The organism is Geomonas sp. Red32, assembly GCF_023652955.1.
In the GTDB taxonomy this organism is placed as follows: domain Bacteria; phylum Desulfobacterota; class Desulfuromonadia; order Geobacterales; family Geobacteraceae; genus Geomonas.
Genome location: NZ_JAKLOY010000002.1, coordinates 171,197 through 195,911 on the forward strand (window position 1 = coordinate 171,197; position 24,715 = coordinate 195,911).

Below are 24,715 nucleotides of genomic sequence, written 5' to 3' on the forward strand. Positions count from 1 at the left end.
TGACGAAAGTCTATCTCCCTTAAAGTGGCAGGGCAAATATCCTCATGAAAGCTGCTCTCCCTTGGGATGCACCGCCGGCTCGCACGCCGACTGCAGCCCGGCGGCTACTTCCGGCATGATTCCCAACCTGCGGTAGATGGGGTGCACCATCGCCCTCAGCCCCGGAAGCCTGAAAGAGAAGATGAGCGCTCCCAAGAGGCAGGCGGCGCCGCCGATCTGGACGGTGATCGGGGCTCCGAGCCGGGCGGCCACGGCTCCCGCGAAGAGCGAACCGAACGGGGTCATCCCCATGAAGGAAACGGTGAAGAGACTCATCACCCTCCCCCGCTTGTCGTCCTCGACGATGGTCTGGAGAATGGTGTTGCTGGAGGCGACCTGGACCATGGCGCCGAAACCGGCGGGAAGCAGCATGAGGAGCGAGAGCCACTGCGAATGGGAAAAGGCGAACCCGGCGATGCCGAGCCCGAAGAGCGAGCAGGCGATCACGATCAGGCGGCCGAGGCCGAGCACCGTGCTCCGGGTCGCCAGATAGACGGTCCCGGTGAGCGCCCCGACGCCTGCCGCCCCCATCAGGAATCCGAAGGTATGCGGGCCGCCGTGGAGGACGTCCTTGGCGAAAACCGGCATCAGCACAGCGTACGGCATTCCCATCAGGCTGATGAGGGCCAGCAGCAGCAACAGGTCGCGGATAGGCGGAAACTTCACGGCATAGGCAATCCCCTCCCGCAGTTCGTGCAGCACCGACTTCTCTTTCGGGCGCACCGGGCGCGGGGTAATCCTCATGAGGATCAGGGAGAGAAGCACGGCCAGGTAGCTTACCGTGTTGATAGCGAAGCAGGCCCCCTCCCCCATCGCCGAGATCATCATACCGGCCAGCGACGGACCGATCAGCCGCGCCGCGTTGACCATGGACGAGTTGAGCGCGATGGCGTTGGCGAGCGCCTCCTTCTCCTCGACCATCTCGATCACGAACGATTGCCGGATCGGGATATCGCAGCCGTTCACGACCCCGAGCACGAGACTCAGCACGACCAAGTGCCAGACCTGGATGGTCCCGGAGAAGACGAACAGGGTGAGGACCAGCGCCTGGAGCATGGCGAGGCTTTGGGTGGCGATCAGGAGGCGGCGGCGGTTCCAGCGGTCGGCGAGCACCCCCGCGAAGGGGGAAACGACGAAGGTGGGGATCTGGCTGGTGAACCCGATGGTACCCAAGAGGAGCGCGGAGCCGGTCAGGCGGTAGACCAGCCAGCTCATGGCCACCTGCTGCATCCAGGTCCCGATCAGGGATACGCTCTGCCCGAAGAAAAAGAGCCGGTAGTTACGGTAGGAGAAAGCGCGCAGGAGGGCGTACCGGTAAGCCCCTTTCAGCCGCAAGTCGTTATTATCCATAAATTGGTGACGCCTATTTCGCCCCCTCGTAAAGGGCATCCGCTTCCTTTTCGGAAAGCTTGATCCCCTGGCGATCGAGAATCACTCCGGAGACCAGCCACAGCTGCGTGATGGCGTTGTTGTAATCGACCAGGGCCTGGATCTCGTTTCCCTGCGCGGCAACCAGGTCGTTTTCCACGTCGAAGACATCCTTGGCGGTGGCAAGTCCCACCGCATTGCGCTTTTGGAAGGCCCTCAGGCGCTCCTCCGCGTAGGCCCTCCCGCGCGAGGTCACCTCGATCTGCTTGTAACTTGCCTCTACCAGCCTGAGCGCCGCCCTCACGTCGTTGACCACCCCGGATTCGAGGCTCTGCAGCTGCGTCTTGGCCTGGTCGACGGCCAGCTTGGCCCTGATGTAGTCGTTCTCCGCCGCCCGGTTGCCGATCGGGTAGCTGAACTGCAGTCCCACCCCCCAGACCGGATCGTCGGCACTGATCGTTTTCTGGTAGCTGCGGAGAAAACTCTGGGCAAAGCCCGCGGTACCGACGTTGGCGGTCAGGTTGAGATCGGGACGGGTGCGGTTTCTCGCCACCCGCTGCTGCAGATCGTTGATCCTGATTGAGACCCGTTGCGCGGAGAGCTCGGGCCGGTTCTCCAGTGCGTCGCGCACCGCCTGCGCCTCGGGCACCTGGTACGGTTCCCGGTACGGCCGGTCAACCAGCACGAGGTCGCGCCCCGCCGGCAGCTGCAGCTCGAGCCGGAGGAGATCCATCTGGTCCCTCACGGCACGCTCGGCATCGATGACCGCCTTCTCCCTGGTGGCCACACTGAACTCGGCGCTCAGGATCTCCATGGCAGGCAACACCCCGGCCTTGACCCTCCCCTTGGTTTCCACCAGGATCCGGTTGGCCAGGGCCAGCGCGGTCCGCTGCACCGCCAGGACTTCCTGGAAGTTGTACAGCTTGAGATAATCGCTGCGGACCTGGGCGACGGTGGCGCTCAACTTGGTCCGGAAACGGTCCAGGTCCCCTTCCTTGGTGAAGCGGGCCACGTTGATGTTGAGCTCGGTGGCTTCCTTGCCGAAGTTGCGCAAAAGAGGCTGAGTGACGCTGAAGTTGGTCCCGCTGGAGAAATAGCTCGCCGAGTTGCTGACGTAGCCCGAGTTGGCGTTGACGCCGACCGATCCGCCTGTGGAGAGGAGTTGGCTGACACCGGCAGTGCCGTTGACCTGATCCACGATGAAGGGCTGGAAATTGAAGGTATTGGGGCTGGCGGTCCGGGTGTAGTCGACCGAGGCGGTGACCAGCGGGTCGAAGATCCCCTCGTTGCGCCGGATATCGGCCTCGCCCATGGCCGGATTGTAGAGCTCGACCTTGAGATCGAGGTTCCGTTCGACGGCGAGCTTGACGGCGTCGGCAAGGCCGAGGTTGACTACCGTCCCGCCCGGGGCGTTGGCTTGAGCGTTGGCCGGGGTGATGGTTTGAGTGTTAGCCGGGGCGGTGGCAGTGGCGTCGGCTGGGGCGTACACGGGGGCGTATGCGGGAGCCTGCGTCGTGGTCGCGGTCTGGTTCGCGGTCGAAGCCGCGGCCGGACTCGCAGTCTGAGCCCACAGCGGCCGCGTGGCGCCCATCGACAGGCAAAGAAGCAGCAGGGCCGTGACTCGGCGGGAAATCCTCATCAAAGATCCTTTCTTACCCCCGCACGGCGCGGGTGATTGGCATGGACGATCACTCATATCTTAGCGCATCTATCGGGTTTAGGGAGGAAGCCTTGCGGGCGGGGTAGAACCCGAAGAACACGCCGACCCCGGCCGAAAAGAGGAACGCGATCAGGATGGTATGGACGGAGACCAGCGTGGGCCAGCCGACGAGAGCGGCCACCAGGTGCGCACCGGCCACCCCGACAAGGATCCCGAGGAGACCGCCGAAGGTGGTGAGGAGCACCGCCTCGGTCAGGAACTGCAGGAGGATGTCCCGCTGCTTGGCCCCGATGGCGATCCGGATGCCGATCTCGCGGGTCCGTTCGGTGACCGAGACCAGCATGATGTTCATGATCCCGATCCCCCCGACCACGAGCGAGATCGAGGCCACCGCGCCGAGAAGCATCGACATGACCTTCGAGGACTGTTCCGAGACGGCCAGTATTTCCGAAAGGTTGCGGATCATGTAGTCCGGCTCCCGGGAAGGGCCGACCCGGTGCCGCTGATTCAAAAGCGCGGTCACCTCTTCCTCGGCCTTTTTCAGCACCTCGGCGCTCTTGGCCTGGATCATCAGGGCGCCCACCGTGTTGGGGAACTGGCCGCCTATGAGTTTACGCTGGGCGGTCGTCAGGGGCACATAGATGATGTCGTCCTGATCCTGCCCCTGGGGAGACTGCCCCTTGCGGTCCAGCAGCCCCACCACGGTAAAGGGGATCTTCCTGACCCGGATGACCTTCCCAACCGGATCGGTGTCGCCGAAGAGGTTCTCGGCCACCGTCTGCCCGATCAGGCAGTACTTGGTGGCGCCGTCCACGTCGGACTGGGTGAAGTTTCGCCCGCTGATGACCGCCCAATCCCGCACGACCAGCATCTCCGGGGTGACCCCGGTGATAACCGTCGACCAGTTCTGGTTCCCGTAGACCACCTGGCCCGAGCCGCGCACGGTCGGGGCAACCTGGGCCACCGACGGACACTCGGACCTGATCGCCTTGGCGTCGTCGTAGGTGAGGGTCTGGGTGGCGCCCGATCCGGAGCGCATGCCGCCGCTGGTCACCGAACCGGGCAGCACCAGCAGCAGGTTGGAGCCGATAGAGGCGATCTGGTCCGAGATCATCTTGCTCGCCCCGGCCCCGATGGCGACCATGGCGATGACGGCGGCGATCCCGATGATGATCCCGAGCATGGTCAAAAGGGCGCGCATCTTGTTGACCCTCAGGGCACGCAGGGCGATCCGGAAACTCTGCAGGAAGGTCGTCATGAAGCCACCTCCCCCTTGGGAACCGTCAGCGGGACGTGAGAGATGTCGCTCACCACCACGCCGTCGCGGAAGACGATGTGACGGCTGGTGAATTCCGCCACCTCCGGCTCGTGGGTCACCATGATGATGGTGATCCCCTGCCGGTTCAGCTCCTGAAAAATGGACATGATCTCCACCGTGGTCCTGGTGTCGAGGTTACCGGTCGGCTCGTCGGCCAGGATGATGGAGGGCTCGTTCACCAGGGCGCGCGCGATGGCCACCCGCTGCTGCTGCCCCCCGGAGAGCTGACTGGAATAGTGCCCTTCCCGGCCGCCCAGCCCCACCCGCTCGAGTGCCGCAAGGGCGCGCGACCTCCGCTCGGCCGCGGGTACCCGTCCATAGAGCAGCGGAAGCTCCACGTTCTCCCGGGCGGTGGTCCTCGCCAGCAGGTTGAACCCCTGGAACACGAAGCCGAGTTTGCGGTTGCGGATCTCGGCCAACTGGTTGCGGGAAAGATCCCCGACCCGCACCCCGTCCAGGAGGTAATCGCCGCGAGTGGGGACGTCGAGACACCCGAGGATATTCATGCAGGTCGACTTGCCGCTTCCGGAGGCCCCCATAATGGCGACGAACTCGCCACTGGATACCGAGAAGGAAACGCCTTTCATCGCCTCCACCTTCTCGTCACCCATGGTGTACACCTTGGCGACATCGCTCAGACGCACCACTTCGCTCATCTAGAACCTCGGTCCCATCGGCGAACCCATCCCCGGCTTTTTACCCTTGGTGATCTGCTCGACAATCACCTCGTCGTTCTCCTTGAGCTGTCCGGAGGCAACCTCGGTAAAGCCGGAATCGGAGATGCCGGTGGTGATGGAAACCGGCCGGGGGTCCCCCTCGGGAGTCAGGAGATAAACCTTCTGGACTGCCTGCATCGATCTCGCACCGCCGCGCCCGGGCATACCGGCCATGCCGCCCGGTCCGGCGGGAGCAGTTGCGCCGCTTCCGGCGGGTCCGGCGGGTCCGGCGATTCCGGCGGGTCCGCCATGGCCAGCGGAACCTTCCCGGCCACTCGCCTTGTCACCCTCCGCGGAACCTTTCCCTTCAGATGCAGCTTTGCGGTCCTTCCCGCCCTTCTGGTCCTTGCCCGTTTTGGGCTTAAAGCGTAGGGCGGCATTGGGGACCTTCAGGACATCCTCCTTGCTCTGGGTCTTGACCGAGACGTTGGCGGTCATCCCCGGCTTCAGTTTCATTTCCTTGTTTTCCACACCAATGACCACCACGTAGGTCACCACGTTCTGAGTCACCACCGGGGCGTTGCGGATCTGCGTCACCTTCCCCGTGAATTGCTGGTCCGGGTAGGCATCGACCGTAAAGGTAGCAGTTTGACCGGTCCTGAGCCGGCTGATATCCGACTCGTCCACGCTGGTGTCGATCTCCATCTTGGTGAGGTCCTGGGCAATGGTGAAGAGGGTCGGCGTCTGGAAGGAAGCGGCGACCGTCTGGCCGACGTCGACGTTACGCGAGACTACGATGCCGTCCACAGGGGAGCGGATGGTGGAATAACGGAGATTGGTCTCCGACTGCCGGAGCGCGCCACGGCTTTGCACCACTCCGGCCTCGGCGGCGGAGATACCGGCCACCGCCGCATCGTAGGCGGTCTGGGATGCATCGAGGTCGCTTTGCGAGACGATCCCTTCCTGAAGGAGTTGGCGGTTTCTTCCCAACGTCCGCTTGGCGTCGGCCAGGGTCACCTTGGCCTTGGCGAGATTGGCCTGGGCGTTCAGCAGGTTCCCGCGGGACTGCTCGACGGCTGACTGGAAAAGTGCCGGGTCGATCTGGGCGATCGGCTGCCCCTTTTTGACCGGGGAGTTGAAGTCGACGTAGAGCTTGGAAATGGTTCCGGAGACCTGGGTGCCGACCTGGACGGTTACCACGGCGGTCAGGGTGCCGGTAGCGGAAACGGTAGAGACGATAGCGCCTCGCTCCACTTTCAGGGTCTTGTACTGGGGCTTGGGCTCCTGCTTAAAAAAGAAGAAGCCGGCCAGGCCGAGAACAGCCACAGCCAACAGCGCGATTACAGCGATTTTTTTCAACGCCTCACCTCGTACCCTGGATTTGTTGGGCCACGGTATCCTGTAAATGTGCAAGAAAGATGACTGGATAGCAGGTATCCAGCCGGCTCCTTCTTTAAAAAGGAGCCAGTGTATCGGTACTCCCTTTAAGGGTCAACGGGAAAGATATCGGCCGGTTCGCTGGCACGCGAAGAGCCGTGCTCCCGCCTACGCTCTCCCAGCCCTGGCCTCTCCTCGCCTCCTCGCCTCCTCGCCACCGCGTCCACCGCGTCCACCGCGTCCACCGCGTCCACTGCCGTCCACAACAACTGCGCACGGCTCAGGCAGCCCCCGCCCCTCAAAATTCCCCTAAAGCATCAATAGATCTAACCGATTGAATCCTGTAAGTGATGCATCACTTTAGGTATTAGATTTAAATAACTGTTTATCCGTTGTTTTTTTCGAGGCCAAAAGAATATCATGCGTAAGCATCCTTCGGGGTGATCCACCGTAACTATTTGCCAAGAAAGGGGTCTCCGTGAGAAACGAGTCAGACAGCGTGTCCGCATGCTGAAAGTCAAAACCACCGCAGCAGTCCTTCTCGTCGCAGCAACCATCACCGTAACAGCCCATGCAGAACCCCTCGACTCCTCTCAGCAAGTAGTCCAGGTGGAAACAGGCGGGATCCAGCCGGCTCCCGTAACCACGTACGAAATACCGACGACCGACGACACCCCGAGGCCAGTGGACAAGTTCGACTTCGGCTACATCAAGGGGGCTTTCGCCGACACCGGCAAGGTGCTGATTTCACCGATCCACTGGGACGGGAAAGACTGGCTGAAGTTCGGCGCCGTCGCGGGCGCCACCGCCGGCTTTTTCCTGTTGGACGGCGGCATCAAGAACTTCGCCCAGAGCCACAAAAGCAAAACCGCCAACGGCTTTGCCACCATCGGAAACGATCTCGGCAACGGCCTGTACACCGTCCCCGCCTTAGGGGCCTTCTACGCCTACGGTGCCATGGGGAACGACCACAAGGCGCGGCGGGCGTCACTGTTGGCCCTGGAAAGCTACGCCATCTCCGGGTTAATCACCGAAGGGCTCAAGACCACCTTCCAGCGCCATCGCCCCAACAGCGGTCAGGACCCGGACTCTTTCAACGGCCCCCACCTGAGCCTCAAGAACGTCTCCTTCAGCTCCGGCCATACCGCCTCCGCCTTCTCCATCGCCACCATCTTCGCCAATGTCTACAAGGACAACCCGTTCATCCCTCCCCTGGCCTACGGCCTGGCGAGCCTGACCGGACTCTCCCGGATCTACAGCAACGAGCACTGGAGCTCCGACGTCTTCGTCGGTGCCGCGCTCGGCTACTTCACCAGCAAAGCCCTGTTGAAGTTCCACCCGGACGAGCGGGACACCTCGCTCAGCAAGCGTCTCATGATACTTCCCCAGGTCGGCAAAGAGATGACCGGCCTCACCGTAAAGTACGACTTCTAATCCCGCAACCTACCCAACGCCCCCTCCGGTCTAAGAGACCGGCAGGGGGCCCTTTAATTGACACCCTCCGGGCAGCGTGTAAACTTGCCCAATAATCGCCCGCCTCACCCCGGCCGGCCCCCTACGGCCCGACATCGACTTCACGCACGAAATTACGGACGGCTGACGTGCCTCACCCACACCGCACCGGTTCCCGGTCCGGCCACGGGAGGCTTATTACTGCATCCAATACAACGAGTGGAAAAGGAGAGCACCATGACTGCTTACCAGGCGAAAGATTTCCAGAAATTGATCGGGATGGAAGGATTCAGCGAAACCCTCCTGAAAAACCACTTCACCCTCTACGAGGGGTACGTGAAGAACACCAACGCCCTCACCGAGCTTCTTTCCAAGATGAACCAGGATGGAAAAGGGGCATCGCCGGAGTACGCCGAGACCAAACGCAGGCTGGGATGGGAATTCAACGGCATGCGGCTGCACGAATACTACTTCGAGAACCTCGGCGGGAAGAACCAGCTGAACCAGGAAGGAAAGCTCGGCGCCGCCATGAGGAAGTCCTTCGGAGGCTACGACCAGTGGCTCCAGGACTTCAAAGCCACCGGTGCCATGAGGGGAATCGGCTGGGCCATCCTGTACCAGGACCTGACCAACGGCGCCCTGCAGAACTTCTGGATCAACGAGCACGACACCGGGCACCCTTCCGGCTGCCAGCCGCTTTTGATCATGGACGTCTTCGAGCACGCTTTCCTCACCGATTACGGCCTGAAGCGGGCCGATTACATCGCCTCGTTCTTCAAGAATGTAAACTGGGACGTGGTCGAGCAGCGCCTGAAATAAGCTCGCCAACACGGAACGAGGAATCCCCCCCGGCACAGGGCCAGAGGGGATTCCCTTTCAACCTGGAGCAAATGCCCCCACTCGGAACGGTCCTCTCCAGACAGGGCCCGCCCTTGAAGCGGCCCCCCACTACCCACAGCCGGTGCCTTATGAGACGCGTACTCCAAACCATCATCGCCGTCGCCATTCTTTGCGCCCCCCTCGTCTCCCCTGCCCCGGTCCGGGCCTCCGAGCTCTACGCCCTCGGAGGGCTCATGCAGTCGTCCGACCCGACCGCCAACTCCTATTCATGGCAGCTCGAATACCGGCAGGACCTCCTGAAGCACCTCGCCGCCGGAACCTCCTACCTCAACGAGGGGCACATCGACGGGCACCACCGGGACGGCTACACCGTCCAGTTCTGGGGGCGGACCGAGCTCCTGAACTACCGCCTGACCTTGGGCGCGGCGGTCGGGCCCTACTTCTACCTGGACACCAAGCGGGAGCCGACCCCGAAGGGGTTCTCCAACGATCACGGGTTGAAGGCGATGATGAGTCTCGCCGCCGCCTGGCATTTCGACAACGACCTGATATTCGAGCTGCGGAGCAACTGGGTGAAGGCGGGAAGCAGCTTCGACACCGTCTCCGTGCTCGGGGGGATCGGCTATCACTTCGATCCCAACCTGGAACCGGTCAGCGCGGAGCTGGCAAGAAGCGAGGAGCTCAAAAACGAGATCACCTTCTTCCTCGGCCAGACTATCGTCAACAGCTTCAGCTCCCAGCACTCGATCGCCGCCGCGGTGGAATACCGGCGCCGGCTGTCGCGGCACGTCGACTGGACCCTGGAAGGGCTCTACGAGGGAGACAACCGCCTGGTGAGGCGTGACGGACTGATCACCCAGATCTGGGCCAGCCAGCCATTGCTGGAGGGTCTTTTCTCGGTGGCCGGCGGCGCGGGGCCCTATTTCGACATCGGTCACTACCACCGTCCCGCCGACCATGAGGTCGATCCCGTCGGGCTCCTGCTGACCATTTCCGGCAGTTACCGGTTCACCCCCCACTGGTTCCTGCGCGCCTCCTGGAACCGGCTGGTAACCAGTAACGACCGCGACACCGACATCATTTTAGGCGGCCTCGGTTTCCGTTTCTAGCCGTCTCCATCTTCGAAAACCAAAAAGGAAGGGCCTTCCCCGCGAGGAGAACGCCCTTTCTTTTTTGGCTACCCCCGCGGACTACACCGAGGCGAAAAGGCACCACCACGGCTGCGTTCGCTCCACTCTGCCGTTTCATCGCATCCTCCTGCGTCCTCCCGACGCCCGCCCCCTACCGTTGAGCAGCAGTAATCAATTTCCCGGTGCGTTCGCGCCAATTCCCTCCTCGTAAGCTTCCCCCAGAGAAGTTAGCTTTATTCCCCTGGGGATAAGCTTATTCCAGCGGACTTATGCTTATTCCAGCGGACGTAAGCTTATTCGCGCGGACTTAAGCTTATTCCGCCGGACTTAAGCTTATTCCGGCGGATTTAAGCTTAAAACAGACATTTTATTGGCCCGGAAGCCCTCCGGCTGACATTTCCCGTCGATTGAGCGCGAGGGTGGCGCGATTCTTGTCGGTAACCACTCATCATTCCTCCAAAACCTCCGTTTCAAGCTTAGATCCGCAGGATTTAAGCTAAGGTCGGCGGAAATAAGATAAAATCCCCCGGTTTATTCTTATTCCCCTAGAACCAGCCAACGGCGCGCCCCCCCAAAAAGGGGACCGCGTAGGGAAGATCAGCGGGCGGAAGTGGCGGCCTGCCGCTCCCGCCCCGCAATGCAGAAGGTGCAAAAAAAAAAGCACCCGGCCAGTTGGCTGGGTGCTCGATTTTGTGGTGGTGCCGGAGGTCGGGGTCGAACCGACACGGGGTTGCCCCCGCTGGATTTTGAGTCCAGTGCGTCTACCAATTTCACCACTCCGGCAAAGGGGGTGTATCTGTTTCAGTTGACGTCTCTGTCAACCGTTTGTGAGCATTCCTACCGCTTCATCCCTGCGGTCTCGGCTCCTCTTGAAGAGAACGTTTTATATCGCGAAAATGTGAAGCCGTCAAGAAACTTTGATAAAGGCGCGATCAATCCGGCGGCCCGGCAGCCATAGCAACCAAGCTAACATGGGCTGACACTCACGGCTAAGGCCGCCATCGTTGCCCTCCAGGCCAGGACATTGATTCCCCTACTGCCGGTATTATCGCCCATGATGGAGGGTTACCGGGAAAAGGGATAACAGGAGACTCAGTCCCGCCTTCTTCGCGGCGTGGAGACAAGGGAGATCAAGGAAGGCACGGCTGCCAAGGTAAAGAGAGTCGTGGCGATTACTCCGATATTGGTCGCCGAACCTATCGACGCCATCGCAGCATAATCGGTCAGGGCCAGGGAGCCAAAACCGGCGATGGTAGTGAATGCGGAGAGTAGGACAGCCCGTGCCGACTGCACGAAGCGCTCCTGGTACTCCTCATGTCGGCAGTTCCGGACCCGGTGCCCTATGTGGAGCCCACAGTCACTCCCCATGCCAAGGATGGTAACCAGCACCATCACATTCATGAAGTTCAGGGCGCTGCCGGTGACAGCCATCACTCCCAACATGGCGATCACCCCCGATACCAGAGGAAACAGGGAGTACAGGATACCCGGTAGGGAGTTGAAATGCATCAGGAGCAGCACAAGGACCATACCCAGGCCCCAGATTACCGCCCAGACAAAGGTTTCCTTTACCGATGCCGTCAGTTGCTCGCTCACTAGATCGATCCCCGTGGCACGAGCCTGCGGAACCTCCCTCTGTAGTTCGTTCAGAAACTGCCCCCGGTTAAACTCGCTTCCGCGGTAGTCGAGATGGGTGAGGAGGTGGTACCCGGCGGGATCATGGGCGAGATAGCGGTCCATGATCCCGCGGAAAGGGGAATCGGAGAGGTGCTGGACGCCTTCTGCAAATGAGGTAACAGGCGGGTTGTGCAGGGTGGCGAGACTCCTTACATACGGCAAGAAGGCCTCCACGGCAAAACCCTCCTGGGCCAGCGCCCGCTCCAGGCGCGCCGCCACCTCCCTCGTTTCCGGAGACCGCCGAAGAGCTGCAATCACCTTTTCTTCGCTCCCGCTGCCGTTGATGACATCGAGAAGGGAACCGTATGCCACCAGCTCTCCTTTCCGCTTGTAACGTCCGGCAAGGGTGACCACCTTGCCGCCGCCGGAAACCACCTGAGCCAGGTCTTTCCCCTCGACAGCCACAATCATCTCCTTCGGGCTGATGGCGAGATGCTTTTCCAATTTTTCCTGGGTCCGGAACGCCTCCGACGATTTCGGCTGCAGGTTCTTCAGTTCCCCCTCGAATTTAATTCTGGTGGCGCAGGCCAGTAAGGAGACGGCCACCACGACACAGCCGAAAACGAGCTTCCTGGGGTGGCGGTTCGCCAGCTTCCAGACGTAACGCAGACCGAAGGCCGGGAGGGGGCGATAGACCTTCAGAGGGTGCCTTTTTTCCATAAAAACGAGCAGCGGCGGCAAGAAAAACAGGGTGGCGTACATGGAAAAAACCACGCCGAGGCCTACCAGAAGTCCCAGCTCTGCCAGGACCCGGACGCCGGAAAATGCCAGGGCAATAAACGGTATGGCGGTAGTCGTTGCCGCAGTAAAGAGAGCATGCCCGGTATCCACCACCGCGAGGCGGACCGCCTCTTCCAACGAGCATCCGGAGAACCTCTCGAAGTGGAAGCGGTCATACAGGTGAATGGAATAATCGGTGCCGATGCCGACTATGAGGGAGGCGAAAGCAAAGGAGATTACGCTCATCGAGCGGTAGATCACCCCGCCCACGGCAACCGCAACGACGACACCGAAAACGAGGATCACCGGTATCAGGAGGGTAGGCAAAAACCGCCGGTAGACGGCGTAGAAGAGTCCCAGCACGATGGCCAGCGAGAAGATGACTCCCTCAACCACGTTCTTCTTCATCTCGGCCTCGTCCGTCACCGCGCTGAGATGGGCACCGGCACAGGTGATAGCGACCGGGGAGCCGCGGCGGGCGGCATCGATGCCGGCAACGAGGTTTCTGGCGAAGTCAAGATCGGTCACCGGCCGCGCGGGCCGCGCAATCATGACGAGGACTCTGCCATCGCGGGAAAGGAAGTAGGGTGACGAGGGATCGAAGGCGAGAGATTCGGAAGCAGCCTTGAGCCGGGGCAGTATCAGGTTCCGCAGGTACAGCGGATCGACCCGGATGAGGCCGGAAAAGGCGCCGGGAGTGGCAAGCTCTACCGTTGCCTTCCGGAGCGAGCTTTCGATCCCGCCGGCAGAGAGGAGCTCAAGATACGACGCAACGTCGGCAGGCGCCACAAATAGTTGCGGATGGCAGACGGCGTAGGACAAAAACCCGGTCAGCGGTTGCAGTTCGCTGGGGTCGGAAACCGTATACTTGACCTTCGTGAAAGCGGGAGCACCATCGACCTTGAGCTCTTTCAGCTTCCGGGCGAAAACCGCCGCCTCCTGGATCACCTGCTCCTTATCCCCCTCCAGGAGGAAGTACGTGTTTCCGGAGCTCCCGGTCCAGCGCATGATATCGATGAACAGAGAAAGCGGCCCGCTCTGCGGAAACATCCGGAAAATGTCCGCCTAAAATTCGATCCTGGCGATGGCGAGACAGGAGAGGGCAAAGACCAGACAGCAGATGGCGCAAACGGCCGCCGGTCTCTTCGTAGTGATCCTGTAGATCCAGTGAAGGTGGCGCTGAATTCCGGTCTGGGCAGCCGAGAGAACGGTGGCTAACATATGGTGACGGGCACTCCATTAGGTGAGGTTAGTGCTGCTAGCTTTACTCTATTAGTACATATTAATCAAGTATCATTCGTGGCAGCTTTGCCCTATCCCTCTAACTTGTGCTCCTGCCCTTCACATCTAGCCTAACCTCCCGAAACCGCGCTGGATGGGGCTCTACGGACTCGCAGCCATCCCCTGGCTGCAAAAAATTTTCAGGACCCGTGAAGAAAAAGTATTGACGGAGAAGCAACCGTTTGCTATAAGTTGGGCTCCTTAGATGGGGCTGTAGCTCAGTTGGGAGAGCGCTTGAATGGCATTCAAGAGGTCGTCAGTTCGATCCTGATCAGCTCCACCAAAACAAAATCAAGGGATAGGGTAACGGCCTATCCTTTTTTTTGCGCCCGCCGGAACGGCTTCTGCCGCCGGTAAGCTGTTTCAAACTGTACGGGACCTTCCCTGACAGACACTGTTTCACAATGTAGTACCTTCGATGGGGCTGTAGCTCAGTTGGGAGAGCGCTTGAATGGCATTCAAGAGGTCGTCAGTTCGATCCTGATCAGCTCCACCAAAAACAAAAACAGGGGATAAGGTTAACGCCTTATCCCTTTTTTTGTGCCCATCCCCTTCCCTCCCTTACGGCGCCTCCTTCCTTACCTCCGTCCCTGACGAAGAAGAGCCGTTCCCCGGATCACTGCTCGCTGCCGAACTCAACCACCGCCTGTTTCTTTTGCGCCGAATACTTGTAGGCGTTACCGAGCAGATTCTCCAGTACCGAGCGGAGCAGATGGGGAACCTCGATGTCGAACCTCGTCACCGGCATGGTATCCGGCTGCCTGGTCTGGACCACGCGCCGCAAGGATGCGGTAAGGTCGGCCAGGGCGGTTCCATCTTCCCCCACCAGGTCGCGAAACACCTCGTGGATGCCGAGGCCGACGATCTCCTCCCGGAAGGTCAAGGTGGCCTTCAGGTAGGCCTCGTTGGCCGCGACGATCACGAACTCGCAGTCGAGGACCAGACAGGGGTCGGGTACCGCTTCAAAGAGGGCGCCGCCCAATGAAAGGGTGCAGCCGGGGCGCCGGAAACAATGGATTTGGAGGAGGGGAAAAGATGCTGCTCAGCCCGATTTACCCTGTTGCTGGGTTCTTTTCTCGGGGAGGCAGAGACAAGGGAAACCGGTGTTAGAGGAGTGGAGAGGGGACTGTTTAGGGGGCGCGCCGGAAAGCGGGAGATGCCGGCGAGGAGAGGAAAGAAAAAGACCCGCCCCCTTCATCCGGGGCGGGTCTTTTTAAGTATAAACAACGGCGGCCTAGTTGACGGCCTTGACCTGGGCGGCCCGGGCCTTCGCTTTGCGCTTGGCCACCCTGGCGCTTGCCACTACCGTCTTACTCCGCGGCTTACGGGCCACCATGGACATCTTCATCTTCCGGATCTCTTTCTTCACGTTGGTCATGTCGCGGTTGAGGCCGAGGACGTTCAAACGGAGATTGGTGATCTGGATGGCCAGCTGCTCGTTGCTCGGGACGTAGGGGGCGGACTGCGGCGGGGGAGGAACCATCCGCGAGGTATCGGAGCGGCCGTAGGTATAGCTGACCGGCGGCCTGGGCGGGAGAGTCCGGGATCCGCCGCTGGTAGCTGCGTCGCCCTTACCAGCTCCCTGGAGGGAGGAAGGCTTGGGGAGCTGCGATTTGGAGTTGATATCCTGCTCGGAGGGGGTGAGATCGGTATCTACTTTGGTGGCGTCCGGCCTTCCGAAAGACAGAGAGAGTCCCCCCTCGGCATGAGCGGGAACTGCATAAAGGGCAAAGGCTAGGACGGCAACAAGCAGGGTACGAATCTTATGTCTCATTCTGACTCCTGTGAAGATTAATAATGCCGGTCAGGGCAGAGGGATACTTGGAAGGGAGCCTGATTATATTGGTTGGCGCTCAGCGGGGCAAGCAATATCTTTTGTGAAGTTGGGAAAGAGTATCCCTGCGAGTATCACCGGTGGGTTTGTTATCGGCAGCCGATACTACAACTTTAGGAGGACTCCTTCGAGGAGTCCCGAGTCACTGATCTTGAAGGAACCGAAGCCAAAGTTCCTCATGGTTGCCAGCACCACCAAAAGGCCGGCCACGATCAATTCCTCCCGCCCCGGCTCCAAACCGGGGACAGCGAGGCGCTGTTGCGGGGTCAAAGGAAGGAGCTGCCGGTAAATCCTCTCCACCTCGGCGAGAGGGACGGCGTGGTTGTTGAGCTTGCGGTAGTCGAAGTCGGTCAGGGAGAGCTGGATGGCTCCCAGCGAGGTGGCGGTCCCGGCGGTCCCGACCAGGGCCGCCCGGCCAAAGCGCTCGCCGAACCCCTCCCCTTCGAGCTCCACCCGGAAACGGGCAAGTTCCCGTTCGATCTTGTCCGCCATCTCGGCAGGCCCCGGCTTTCCCTCGGTGAGCCTCACCACGCCGATCGGAAGGCTGCGGGAGAAGACGAGCTCGCCGCCATGGGCCAGGGTGTACTCGGTACTTCCTCCCCCTACGTCGAAAACCGCCACGTCCCCCTCGCGGTCATCCAGGATAGAGCCGACTCCTACCAGCGTGAGGCGGGCCTCCTCGGCCCCGTCGATCACTTCGAGCCGGATCCCGGTCTCCCGCTCCACCCTCCGGCAGAATTCGGTGCCGTTGGCGGCATCCCGCACCGCACTGGTGGTCACCGCCCTCACCTTCCCGACCCGGTGGCGCTCCAGCTCCCCGGCAAACAGCTTAAGGGCCGCGACCGTGCGCCCCTCGGCCTCCGCGGAAAGCCCGCGCTCGCGGGTGAAGCCGCCCCCCAGCCTGGTGATGATCCTCTTCAAAAGGAGCACCCGGTAGGGATCGCGATCGGCGATCAGCAGACGGGCGGTGTTGGTTCCCAGGTCAATCGCTGCTACCGGCCGATCCATCGCTCAATCCCCTCTTCTCATCGATCACCGAGCAGCTCAGCCGGGCAACGGTGGCAAAGCTCGCGACCATGTCATTAAATAGCAGCCCGGCGACGATTCCGCATTTCCCGCTTTTCAACCGCCGCAGGTGGCTTTGGTGCAGCTCCGCCTCCAGGGCGGCCAGGGCTCCTTTCAGCTCGTGTAGCTCTTTTCCCTCGCTCTTATCCTGAAGTACCTCGTTGGCGAGAAGCACCGCCTCCCCGACCTTGGCCGCAAAGCGCTTGATCTCGTCCATGGCCGTGCCGGAGAAACGAAGCCGCTCCTCCTTCTTGCGGACCACATAATCCAGTACCCGCTCGACCTGATCCCCCACCGACTCGATCTGGTTGACCATCTGGAGCATGGCGGGAATCTCCACCGCGCGTTCAACCGACAGCTTCTCGCGGGAAAGGGCGATCAGGAACTGAGACAGGTCGCGGTTGAGCACGTCGAGCACCAGTTCCTTGTCCCGGATCGAGGAGGCCACCTTGGGATCGTAGCCGTCGAAGAGGGAAACGAGCTCGCGGTACATGGCGAGCGACAACTCGAACATGCGCCCGAGCTCCATCCAGGCCTGGGCCAGCGCAATGGTCGGGGTCTTGATCACCCTAATGTCGATGAAACGCGGCCTGGGCTCGCTCTCGGCGCGGCGGGCCGGGAGCAGGGTCTCTGCGGAGCGGGCGAAGAAGCCTATCAAGGGAAGGAAGATCACCGCGCTGGAAACGGTAAACAAGGTATGGGCATTGGCAAGGTGCCGGGCCATGCCGGGGTGTACCGATCCATCCAACCCCTGGGAGACGGCGGCCCGGTGCCACTCCGCCAGGTTTCCCGGCGAAACGAAGTCGACCGCCCGCAGGAAAAACGGGAAGAAGATCAGGGCCAGCGAGATCGCCGCACCGTTGATGGCGAGGTAGATGACCACGGCGCGTTTGGCCGTCTGGCTGCCGCCGATCGAGGCGATGAGCGGGATGAGAGAGGCGCCGAGCACCTCCCCCACCACCATGGCGATGGCGCCGTCATACGGGATCACCCCCGCGGAGGAGAGGGCGATGACCAGACCCAGGGTGGCGCTGCCGGACTGAACCAGGAAGGTGATCAGGGCGCCGAGCAGCACCGCCATCAGCCGCAGGGAGAGGAGGTTTTGCTGCAGCCCCGCCAAAAGCGCGCTGTTTCTCAGCGGAAGGCACGCCTCCTCCATCATGGAGAGTCCGAAAAAGACCAGCCCGATCCCCAGAAGAAGGATGCCGAAGTTGGCGACCCTTCTTTGGCGGGAGAAGAAGGAAAGAAGAACACCAAGGCAGATGGCGGGGAGGGCTACCTCCGAGACGCGGAAGGCGATGAACTGGATGGCGAGGGTGGTGCCGATCCCGGTGCCGAGGAGCACACCGAGGGCTTGGTAAAGAGAAAGGAGACCGGCGTTGACGAGCCCCACTACGAGAACCGAGGCGGCACTGCCGGACTGCAGCAGCGAGGAGAGACAGGAACCGATGAGAGGAGCGGTCAGCCGGTTTCCCGCCCCCCGCTCCAGCAGTCTGCGCAGGCGTTCGCCAGTGGCTTTTTGCAACCCCTCCGACATCGTCCGCATGCCGTAGACGAAGAGGGCCAAGCCGCCCAAGGCGGTGAAGAGCAGATTGAGGTCGATATCGGGTAATTTCAAGGCGCTGACCCTTTTGCTGCCATCTTCATGAGTGTAACGCGGGTGCCATAACAAAGCGGGCGCCAAGGCCCCCGGTAAAGGAGCAACGAGGCGCCCGCCAAAAAAAAGCAGGTATCGATGGAGGCGGCCTGGGTACGGGAACCTGGGGCGAGCGGCGCCGCAGGCGGTGGACGGCCATGCCGCCACCCCTATCTCAACCTATATCAGGCGTTGGTCCGTTACCCGGAAACTTTCTCTTTGAGTTCCTTTCCGACCTTGAAGAAGGGAAGCTTCTTCGCCTTCACCGAGATCGACTCGCCGGTCTTGGGGTTCCTGCCGGTATACGCCTCATACTCCTTGACCACGAAACTACCGAAGCCCCTGATTTCTATCCGGTCCCCGGAAAGAAGCGCTTCCGTCATGGAGTTGAAGACGGTGTTGACTACTTCCTCCGCCTTTTTGAAGGAGAGGGTCTTTTTTGCGGCGAGAGTCTCGATCAGTTCCGACTTGTTCATGGCCGTCCTCCTGCTTTCCCCATTTAAATGGTGCTAACAACACCCTTTTAGGTACTTTTTGGCGAGGAATTTCGCTTCCTCCTGGCGCCCCTGACTGCTCAAAACCGGCACGAGCCGCTCGGCCGCCGCCTTGGCCCACAACGGGTTGGCCACCAGCTTGGACCAGGCGTCCAAAGCCGCGTTTTCCTCCCCGGCATTGTGGAGCAGATCGCCGAGCATCAGCTGTGCCGTTTCGGTCAGGATGTCCATTTCGATCATCTTCTCGGTCGCCTCGATAGCCAGGGTATGCCTCCCGGTATCGGCGAGCAGGTGAACGAGTGCGAGGTGGGTGGCGGGGTTCCGGGGGCTCAATTCGAGAGAACGCCCGAGCAGCCGCTCACACTCATGAATGTTCCCTGCCCTATACATTATAAGAGCGATCTCGTAGATGACAATGTCGTTATCGCCAGAAACTAGCATTTCCTTTAGGATTTTAAGCGCCTGAGGGTCGTTCCCATCATGAATAAGTAGGTAGGCTTTAATAAATTCGCTCCCCAAAGTGGCGTAACGTTGCGGAAGATCGCCAGGTAGGGGCTGCACCAGGAGGGAGAAACGCTCCTCCTCGGAAATATCGAGCTGGACCGAGTGATCGGGAGGAAGTTCCTCCCGGCGATCGTCTTTGCAGGAGCCGCACGCAGCTCCGCCGTGGGCATGCCCCTGGCTCTTTTCCTTGACCGGTGCCGGCTGGGCAGCCTGCTGACCAAGTTTCTGCATTTTCTGGCGCGCCACCCCCTTCACCTCTTCGCCGGAGGCCAATTCGCAGGCGAGGGTGTAGTGGCTGGACGCCTTTTCAAGATCGCCCGCACGTGCGCAGTGGTCCCCTTCCTCGATGTTCAGTTCGCCGAGACGGTCACCGGCGATTCTCATGCCGTTGAGGATGGCGTCGCGATCGGCGGCCGCGTCGGAGGGGCAGCAGGCAAGCGCCTCCTCGAAATCGATGCGTGCGTCGGCGTAACGCTCGCCGGCGAGATACTTCTCCGCTTTGGCCATCAGGCTCTTGTGGTCCTTCTTGCCACCGAACAGTTTGGAAAAAAAAGACATCAGACTCCCCCTCGTTATTTTGATTGGTATTAAAAATGTGCAGGACAGCATCGCGTTTCCTCCCCTTCGAGGGGAGGGCCAGGACGAGGATGGGATTCCCCTCCTCAATCGGCCAGGACAAGCTCCGTCACGCTTTCCAGATGATAGGTCTGCGGGAACATGTCCACCGGCTGCGACCGCACGACCCGGTAGCCGCCGGCGCACAAGGTTCCCAGGTCGCGGGCCAGGGTAGCCGGGTCGCACGAGACATATATAATATGCGCCGGTCTCAGCCGGGCGATCTCTCCGGCAGCCTCCGCCCCGGCCCGGGGAGGATCGAGGACCACCAGGTCGAAGCGCTCTCCCCGGCTGGCCAGTTTTCTCACCGCGGCCGCGACGTCGCTCACCCGGAAAGAGGCGTTGGCGACACCGTTGGCGGCGGCGTTGGCCACGGCATCCTCGATGGAGGGGGCGTACCCTTCCACCCCGACGACCTCCCGGGCGAAGCCCGCAAGCGGCAGGGAAAAATTCCCGTTGCCGCAGAAAAGATCGAGCACCCGCTCTCCCCCGCTCAAGGCGGCCCACTGGACCACGGTCCGGATCAGCTGGAGATTCTGGAGATAATTCACCTGCGAGAAACCGCCGCGGCTGAAGCGAAGCACCAGCTCGTCGCGGCCGTTCAAAAGGCCGGCCGGGATCCGGTAGCGCAGCGCCTCGATGCCGAACACCGGCTCCGGCGCTCCCCGCTCGCCCTTGCGCAACAAGAGGCCGCCGATGGACGGGAGATCGGCGCGGGCCGCGCTGAGCCGTCTCGCCAGGGCACCGGCGTCTCCCCCGCGGTAATGCACCACGGCAAGCCCCTGCTCGTCATCCCCTATGGAGAGGTCGATCTGCGGGATGAAACGCGCCTCCGCGAGGCCGGCCAGCAGCGGCCTAAGCTCAGAGGTCATCCGGTTAAGGAGCGGGTGGGCGATCGGGCACCCCTGCGGACAATCGACGACCTTGTGGGAACCGGTCATGAAAAAACCGGTCTGCAAGACGCCGGCTTCGCGGGCGATCTTGATCTGAATGCGGGAGCGGTAGCCGAAGGCGTTCGGGGAGGCGATGACGGGGAGGATCTCCACCTCGCCGAGTTTCCCGATACGGCGGAGGCTTTCTGCAAAGATCTCCCCCTTCTGGGTCACCTGCTCCGGATAGGGAAGATGCTGCCAATCGCAGCCGCCGCAGACACCGAACAGGGGACAGGGAGGAGCCGTGCGCAGCGCGGAGGGGACCTCGAGCTCGACAAGCTCCCCTTCCAGGTAGGAGCGTTTCTCCTTCACCACCCGCACACGGGCGCGGTCTCCCGGGGCGGTAAAGGGGACGAAACAGGCCTTCCCTTCCACCCGGCCAAGGCCGGAGCCGCCGTAACATAACTTTTCTATGGCTACGGAAATATCAGCCATTCGCGGGGGGCGGAACGAAAGATTTTCGGCGGGAACGGAGACGGGCCAGTTCGGAGTGAACGAGCTTGCGGGGAAAGGCGCCGGAATCGAGGTAGCGCCCCGAGTGATCCAGGAATTGCTGGATGACCTGTTCGACCGTGCCGGAGACGGCGCCGGTCGGGACCCCCTGGTGCTCGACCTGCTTCAGGAACTGGACCTTGGCACCCAAAAGGCGGGAAGCGGTTTCGAATTCGGTGGGATCGTCGAAGAGGTCGGGAGTGAGGTCGACCTCGCAGCAGATCTCCAGGCGGACCTGGTGGTAGTCGCCGAAGTAACGGCGGCTGGCATCGAAGAAGCGAAGGGTGAGCCCGTTGGAAAGCGGGACCTCCCGGACAAGTTTTTTCATAAGTAACGCTACCCCTTGAAAATTCCTGTTATTTTTAGCATGTTATACTTGCCGATGTAAATAGCCGATGAAACGGAGGCGGTTAAAGTCTCCTGAAGATAAAAGCGGCTTGCATTTTCCGATGATTATTTGTAAAGTTGCTGTTTGTTGAAAAGACGCCAATGAACGGCCAGGAGAAAAAATGAGCAAGGAAGAAGCAATCGAAGTCGAAGGGACGGTCATTGAACCGCTTCCCAACGCGATGTTCAAGGTGAAGTTGGAGAACGATCACATGGTGCTCGCGCACATTTCGGGCAAAATGCGGAAGTTCTTCATCAAGATTCTGCCGGGCGACAAGGTAACCGTAGAGCTCTCTCCCTACGACCTTAGCCGCGGCCGCATCACCTATCGCGCCAAATAACAAGCCCTCCCGAAAAGAGACACCGGCGTTCGTCCCGGCCCTCCTCCGAGTCCCGCTTCAGCAATTAAACGGACGATAAGGATCAGCACAGGCTCACCTGCACTCTGCCCCGGGAATCCGCCAAGTATTTAAATTTGTTAATTTTACACCCATAAAGAAGGAAGCGACATGTACACTGCAGCGGACCTGAGAAAAGGATTGAAGATCACCATCGACAACGAGCCGTACATCATCACCCACTTCGACTTCGCGAAACCGGGCAAGGGGCAGGCCCTCTACCGGACGAGGATGAAGAATATGATCAGCGGCCTCACCATGGACCGGACCTACCGCTCCGGTGAGACCTTCGAGCCGGCGCATCTCGAGGACCGCAGGATGCAGTACCTCTACCAGGAAGACGACCACTGCGTGTTCATGGACACCGAGACCTTCGAGCAGATCCACATCAGCGAAGCCGCCATGGGCGATGCCAAGAACTACCTGATCGACAACCTGATGGTGGACGTGCTGATCTTCAGGGAGAAGGCCATCGGCGTCGACGTCCCGAACTTCGTCAACCTGCGGGTAACGCAGACCGACCCGTGGGTCAAGGGCGACACCTCCGGCTCCGACTCCAAACCGGCCACCGTCGAGACCGGCTACGTGCTGCGCGTCCCCCCCTTCATCGAGGAAGGCGAGCTGATCACCATCGACACCCGCACCGGCGACTACTCCACCAGGGTCAAGGAATAAGCATGGACGGAAACTGGACCCTGGCCCGGCGGCGGAGCAATCTGGCCGGGCGGGGGGCCATCATAGCCAGCATCAGGAATTTCTTCCAGCAAAAGGGGTATCTCGAAGTCGAGACCCCTTTTCGCATTCCTGCACCCGCGCCCGAGGCCCAGATCGAGGCCATCCCCTCGGCGGGGTGGTTTCTCCAGACCTCGCCGGAGCTCTGCATGAAGCGGATGCTTTCCGCGGGCTATCCCCGCATCTACCAGATCTGCCGCTGCTGGCGGGAAGGAGAGCGTGGGGTAAGGCACCTGAGCGAGTTCACCATGCTCGAGTGGTACCGGGCCGGGGCCGATTACCGCCAGTTGATGGAGGAGACCGAGGAGCTGGTCCGTGCCGCCGCGGGCTCCGCCGGAATCGCCTATCGCGGGGCCACCATCGACGTAGCTTCTTCCTGGGAACGGATCACCGTCCGCGACGCCTTCCGGCGTTATGCAGGAATCGGGATGGAAGAGGCCCTCGAAGGTGGCCTCTTCGACGAGCTGATGGTGGAGAAGATCGAGCCGCGTCTGGGTCTCGCCACTCCCACCTTCATTTACGACTACCCCGCGAGTTGCGGAGCCTTGGCGAGGCTCAAGAAGGACGACCCGACGGTCGCCGAGCGTTTCGAGCTCTACATCGGGGGGCTCGAGATCGCCAATGCCTTTTCGGAATTGACCGATGCCGGCGAGCAGCGGGCACGTTTCGAGGCAGAAGCAGCGGAACGGGCCGCCATGGGAAAGGCCGGCTACCCGGTGGCCGAGAAATTTCTCGCCGCCCTCCCCTCCATGCCCGAATCGGCCGGCATCGCCCTGGGGATCGACCGCCTCGTCATGGTCCTCCTCGACGCCGGCAGCATCGACGACGTCGTCGCCTTCACCCAGGAAGAACTGTAAGCCTCACCTCGCAAACAGTGGTTCCCCCCTTTGCGAGGGGGGGACAGGGGGGATTTTAGCGCTCCCTTTAACGCCAACTATCTTCGCTCGGGCCACCTCCCCCCACCCCCTAGCCCCCTCCCTCACGGGGCGGGGGAATCGAACCAACACACCTCCCACGTCAACACCCTCCTCGTTCGTTAACCAACCCCATCGAAGCGGTTGACAACACTTTCCCTCCGTGCTACATGACCGGTGGGAGGAATTCATGGAACAATTCATCAACGCAATGGCAGACAAAGTACTCAAGGGAGAAAACCTCACCCCGGAGGAGGCGCTGCGCCTTTCCCAGGCCGAAGGCTCCACCGTTTTCGACCTTTTCCGGGCGGCGACCCGCATCAAGGAACAGTTCGTGGGCAACGACGTCCATCTCTGCTCCATCATCAACGCAAAATCCGGACGCTGCGCCGAGGACTGCGCCTTTTGCGCCCAATCCAGCCATCACAAGACCGACGCGCCCGTGTACGGGCTGGTTCAGGAAGAGGCCATGGTGGAGGGAGCCAGGGCTGCGGAAACCATGGGCTCGGCCTGCTACGGCATCATCACCAGCGGCACCACGGTGAAGGGGCAGGAACTCGAAAACATCCTGGCCGCGCTTCGCCGCATCCGAAAGGAAACCACCATCCTCCCGTCCTGCTCGCTCGGGATCATCGACGAAGAGACCGCGTTCAGGCTCAAGGAAGCCGGGATGGACACCTACCATCACAACCTCGAGACCGCGGAAAGCTTCTTCCCGTCCATCTGCACCACCCACGACTACCAGGACGACGTCAACACCGTCCGCGCCGTCAAGAAGGCGGGGGTGAAAGTCTGCTCGGGCGGGATCTTCGGGCTCGGCGAAAGCGTCGCCCAGCGGATCGAAATGGCCTTCACGCTCAAAGAGCTGGACGTCGATTCCATCCCGATGAACTTCCTTAACCCCATCGACGGCACCAAGCTTGAGGGAGCCTGCAACCTCACCGCCATGGATTGCCTCAAAACCATCGCGCTCTACCGCTTCATCCTTCCGGACAAGCGGATCACCATCTGCGGCGGCCGCGAAAAGAACCTGCGCGACCTGCAATCGTGGATCTTCTTCGCCGGAGCCAACGGCACCATGATCGGCAACTACCTGACCACGCTGGGGAGAAACGTCGGCGTCGATCTCAAAATGTTCGAGGACCTCGGCCTCTCGACCGTCATGTGCGAACACTGAAGCGGAAGGGAGAAGTC

The 24,715-nt window shown here is 61.2% G+C and carries 22 protein-coding genes and 3 tRNA genes; 9 read left to right on the forward strand and 16 right to left on the reverse strand.

All coding sequences use genetic code 11. The features are described 5' to 3' along the window. Window positions 1-42 precede the first annotated feature (42 nt). The 5 genes from L4X63_RS07700 to L4X63_RS07720 are packed head-to-tail and all read right to left on the reverse strand — an operon-like array spanning window position 43 to window position 6,400. Window positions 43-1,389, reverse strand: coding sequence for an MFS transporter (locus tag L4X63_RS07700; protein ID WP_250678036.1), 1,347 nt, complete (start codon window positions 1,387-1,389; stop codon window positions 43-45). Window positions 1,390-1,402: 13 nt separating this feature from the next. Further along, the gene (locus L4X63_RS07705; protein ID WP_250678037.1) at window positions 1,403-3,046 is read right to left on the reverse strand and encodes a TolC family protein; all 1,644 of its coding nucleotides are present in this window, start codon (window positions 3,044-3,046) and stop codon (window positions 1,403-1,405) included. Between the two features lie 49 nt (window positions 3,047-3,095). Continuing rightward, window positions 3,096-4,325, reverse strand: coding sequence for an ABC transporter permease (locus tag L4X63_RS07710; protein WP_250678038.1), 1,230 nt, complete (start codon window positions 4,323-4,325; stop codon window positions 3,096-3,098). After that, window positions 4,322-5,041: an ABC transporter ATP-binding protein gene (locus L4X63_RS07715; RefSeq protein ID WP_284694541.1), complete on the reverse strand. Its 720-nt coding sequence runs from the start codon at window positions 5,039-5,041 to the stop codon at window positions 4,322-4,324. The genes L4X63_RS07710 and L4X63_RS07715 overlap by 4 nt, the downstream gene beginning before the upstream one ends. Further along, a complete protein-coding gene (locus L4X63_RS07720; protein ID WP_250678039.1) occupies window positions 5,042-6,400 on the reverse strand; it encodes an efflux RND transporter periplasmic adaptor subunit in 1,359 nt (452 codons plus the stop codon). 525 nt (window positions 6,401-6,925) lie between these two features. Here L4X63_RS07720 and L4X63_RS07725 point away from each other — a divergent pair. From L4X63_RS07725 to L4X63_RS07735, 3 genes are all read left to right on the forward strand, one after another. Beyond that, entirely contained in the window at window positions 6,926-7,852 is a 927-nt protein-coding gene (locus L4X63_RS07725; RefSeq protein WP_250678040.1) for a phosphatase PAP2 family protein, read from the forward strand. 255 nt (window positions 7,853-8,107) lie between these two features. Next, complete coding sequence (locus L4X63_RS07730; protein ID WP_250678041.1) at window positions 8,108-8,689, forward strand: superoxide dismutase; 582 nt, start codon at window positions 8,108-8,110, stop codon at window positions 8,687-8,689. 149 nt (window positions 8,690-8,838) lie between these two features. Continuing rightward, window positions 8,839-9,819 carry a hypothetical protein gene (locus L4X63_RS07735; protein ID WP_250678042.1) on the forward strand — a complete coding sequence of 327 codons (981 nt, stop codon included), beginning with the start codon at window positions 8,839-8,841 and terminating at the stop codon, window positions 9,817-9,819. Window positions 9,820-10,536: 717 nt separating this feature from the next. On the opposite strand, the gene L4X63_RS07740 is transcribed toward L4X63_RS07735, so the two are convergent. The 3 genes from L4X63_RS07740 to L4X63_RS07750 all read right to left on the reverse strand — a co-directional run bounded on the left by L4X63_RS07740 (window position 10,537) and on the right by L4X63_RS07750 (window position 13,458). After that, window positions 10,537-10,623 (reverse strand) — tRNA-Leu (locus tag L4X63_RS07740). 309 nt (window positions 10,624-10,932) lie between these two features. After that, window positions 10,933-13,287, reverse strand: coding sequence for an MMPL family transporter (locus tag L4X63_RS07745; protein WP_250678043.1), 2,355 nt, complete (start codon window positions 13,285-13,287; stop codon window positions 10,933-10,935). Between the two features lie 15 nt (window positions 13,288-13,302). Continuing rightward, on the reverse strand, window positions 13,303-13,458 hold the full coding sequence (locus L4X63_RS07750; protein ID WP_250678044.1) for a hypothetical protein: 156 nt from the start codon (window positions 13,456-13,458) through the stop codon (window positions 13,303-13,305). A gap of 267 nt (window positions 13,459-13,725) precedes the next feature. On the opposite strand from L4X63_RS07750, the gene L4X63_RS07755 reads away from it, so the two are divergent. After that, a tRNA-Ala gene (locus tag L4X63_RS07755) sits at window positions 13,726-13,801 on the forward strand. 137 nt (window positions 13,802-13,938) lie between these two features. Next, window positions 13,939-14,014 (forward strand) — tRNA-Ala (locus L4X63_RS07760). A 120-nt stretch (window positions 14,015-14,134) separates the two neighbouring features. Here the strand turns inward: L4X63_RS07760 and L4X63_RS07765 are convergent. The 8 genes from L4X63_RS07765 to L4X63_RS07800 all read right to left on the reverse strand — a co-directional run bounded on the left by L4X63_RS07765 (window position 14,135) and on the right by L4X63_RS07800 (window position 21,418). Next, window positions 14,135-14,500, reverse strand: a complete 366-nt coding sequence (locus L4X63_RS07765) for a PAS domain-containing protein (RefSeq protein ID WP_250678045.1) — start codon at window positions 14,498-14,500, stop codon at window positions 14,135-14,137. A 252-nt stretch (window positions 14,501-14,752) separates the two neighbouring features. Continuing rightward, complete coding sequence (locus tag L4X63_RS07770; RefSeq protein WP_250678046.1) at window positions 14,753-15,292, reverse strand: hypothetical protein; 540 nt, start codon at window positions 15,290-15,292, stop codon at window positions 14,753-14,755. 165 nt (window positions 15,293-15,457) lie between these two features. After that, window positions 15,458-16,360 carry a Ppx/GppA phosphatase family protein gene (locus L4X63_RS07775; protein WP_250678047.1) on the reverse strand — a complete coding sequence of 301 codons (903 nt, stop codon included), beginning with the start codon at window positions 16,358-16,360 and terminating at the stop codon, window positions 15,458-15,460. Next, complete coding sequence (locus L4X63_RS07780) at window positions 16,335-18,035, reverse strand: Na/Pi cotransporter family protein (protein ID WP_284694542.1); 1,701 nt, start codon at window positions 18,033-18,035, stop codon at window positions 16,335-16,337. Before L4X63_RS07780 ends, L4X63_RS07775 begins: the two co-directional genes overlap by 26 nt. Before the next feature lie 218 nt (window positions 18,036-18,253). Next, window positions 18,254-18,529 (reverse strand): HU family DNA-binding protein, encoded by a 276-nt coding sequence (locus L4X63_RS07785; RefSeq protein ID WP_250678048.1) that lies wholly within the window; start codon window positions 18,527-18,529, stop codon window positions 18,254-18,256. A 33-nt stretch (window positions 18,530-18,562) separates the two neighbouring features. Then, complete coding sequence (locus L4X63_RS07790) at window positions 18,563-19,609, reverse strand: tetratricopeptide repeat protein (RefSeq protein ID WP_250678049.1); 1,047 nt, start codon at window positions 19,607-19,609, stop codon at window positions 18,563-18,565. 104 nt (window positions 19,610-19,713) lie between these two features. After that, a complete protein-coding gene (rlmD, locus tag L4X63_RS07795; RefSeq protein WP_250678050.1) occupies window positions 19,714-21,033 on the reverse strand; it encodes a 23S rRNA (uracil(1939)-C(5))-methyltransferase RlmD in 1,320 nt (439 codons plus the stop codon). After that, complete coding sequence (locus L4X63_RS07800; RefSeq protein WP_250678051.1) at window positions 21,026-21,418, reverse strand: hypothetical protein; 393 nt, start codon at window positions 21,416-21,418, stop codon at window positions 21,026-21,028. The genes rlmD and L4X63_RS07800 overlap by 8 nt, the downstream gene beginning before the upstream one ends. A gap of 181 nt (window positions 21,419-21,599) precedes the next feature. On the opposite strand from L4X63_RS07800, the gene infA reads away from it, so the two are divergent. The 4 genes from infA (at window position 21,600) to bioB (ending at window position 24,698) form a co-directional block, all read left to right on the forward strand. After that, complete coding sequence (gene infA, locus L4X63_RS07805) at window positions 21,600-21,818, forward strand: translation initiation factor IF-1 (RefSeq protein WP_012530490.1); 219 nt, start codon at window positions 21,600-21,602, stop codon at window positions 21,816-21,818. A 168-nt stretch (window positions 21,819-21,986) separates the two neighbouring features. Then, window positions 21,987-22,550: an elongation factor P gene (gene efp, locus L4X63_RS07810; RefSeq protein ID WP_250678052.1), complete on the forward strand. Its 564-nt coding sequence runs from the start codon at window positions 21,987-21,989 to the stop codon at window positions 22,548-22,550. Between the two features lie 2 nt (window positions 22,551-22,552). Beyond that, window positions 22,553-23,464 (forward strand): EF-P lysine aminoacylase EpmA, encoded by a 912-nt coding sequence (gene epmA, locus L4X63_RS07815; RefSeq protein WP_250678053.1) that lies wholly within the window; start codon window positions 22,553-22,555, stop codon window positions 23,462-23,464. A gap of 247 nt (window positions 23,465-23,711) precedes the next feature. Next, on the forward strand, window positions 23,712-24,698 hold the full coding sequence (gene bioB / locus L4X63_RS07820) for a biotin synthase BioB (RefSeq protein WP_250678054.1): 987 nt from the start codon (window positions 23,712-23,714) through the stop codon (window positions 24,696-24,698). Window positions 24,699-24,715 lie beyond the last annotated feature (17 nt).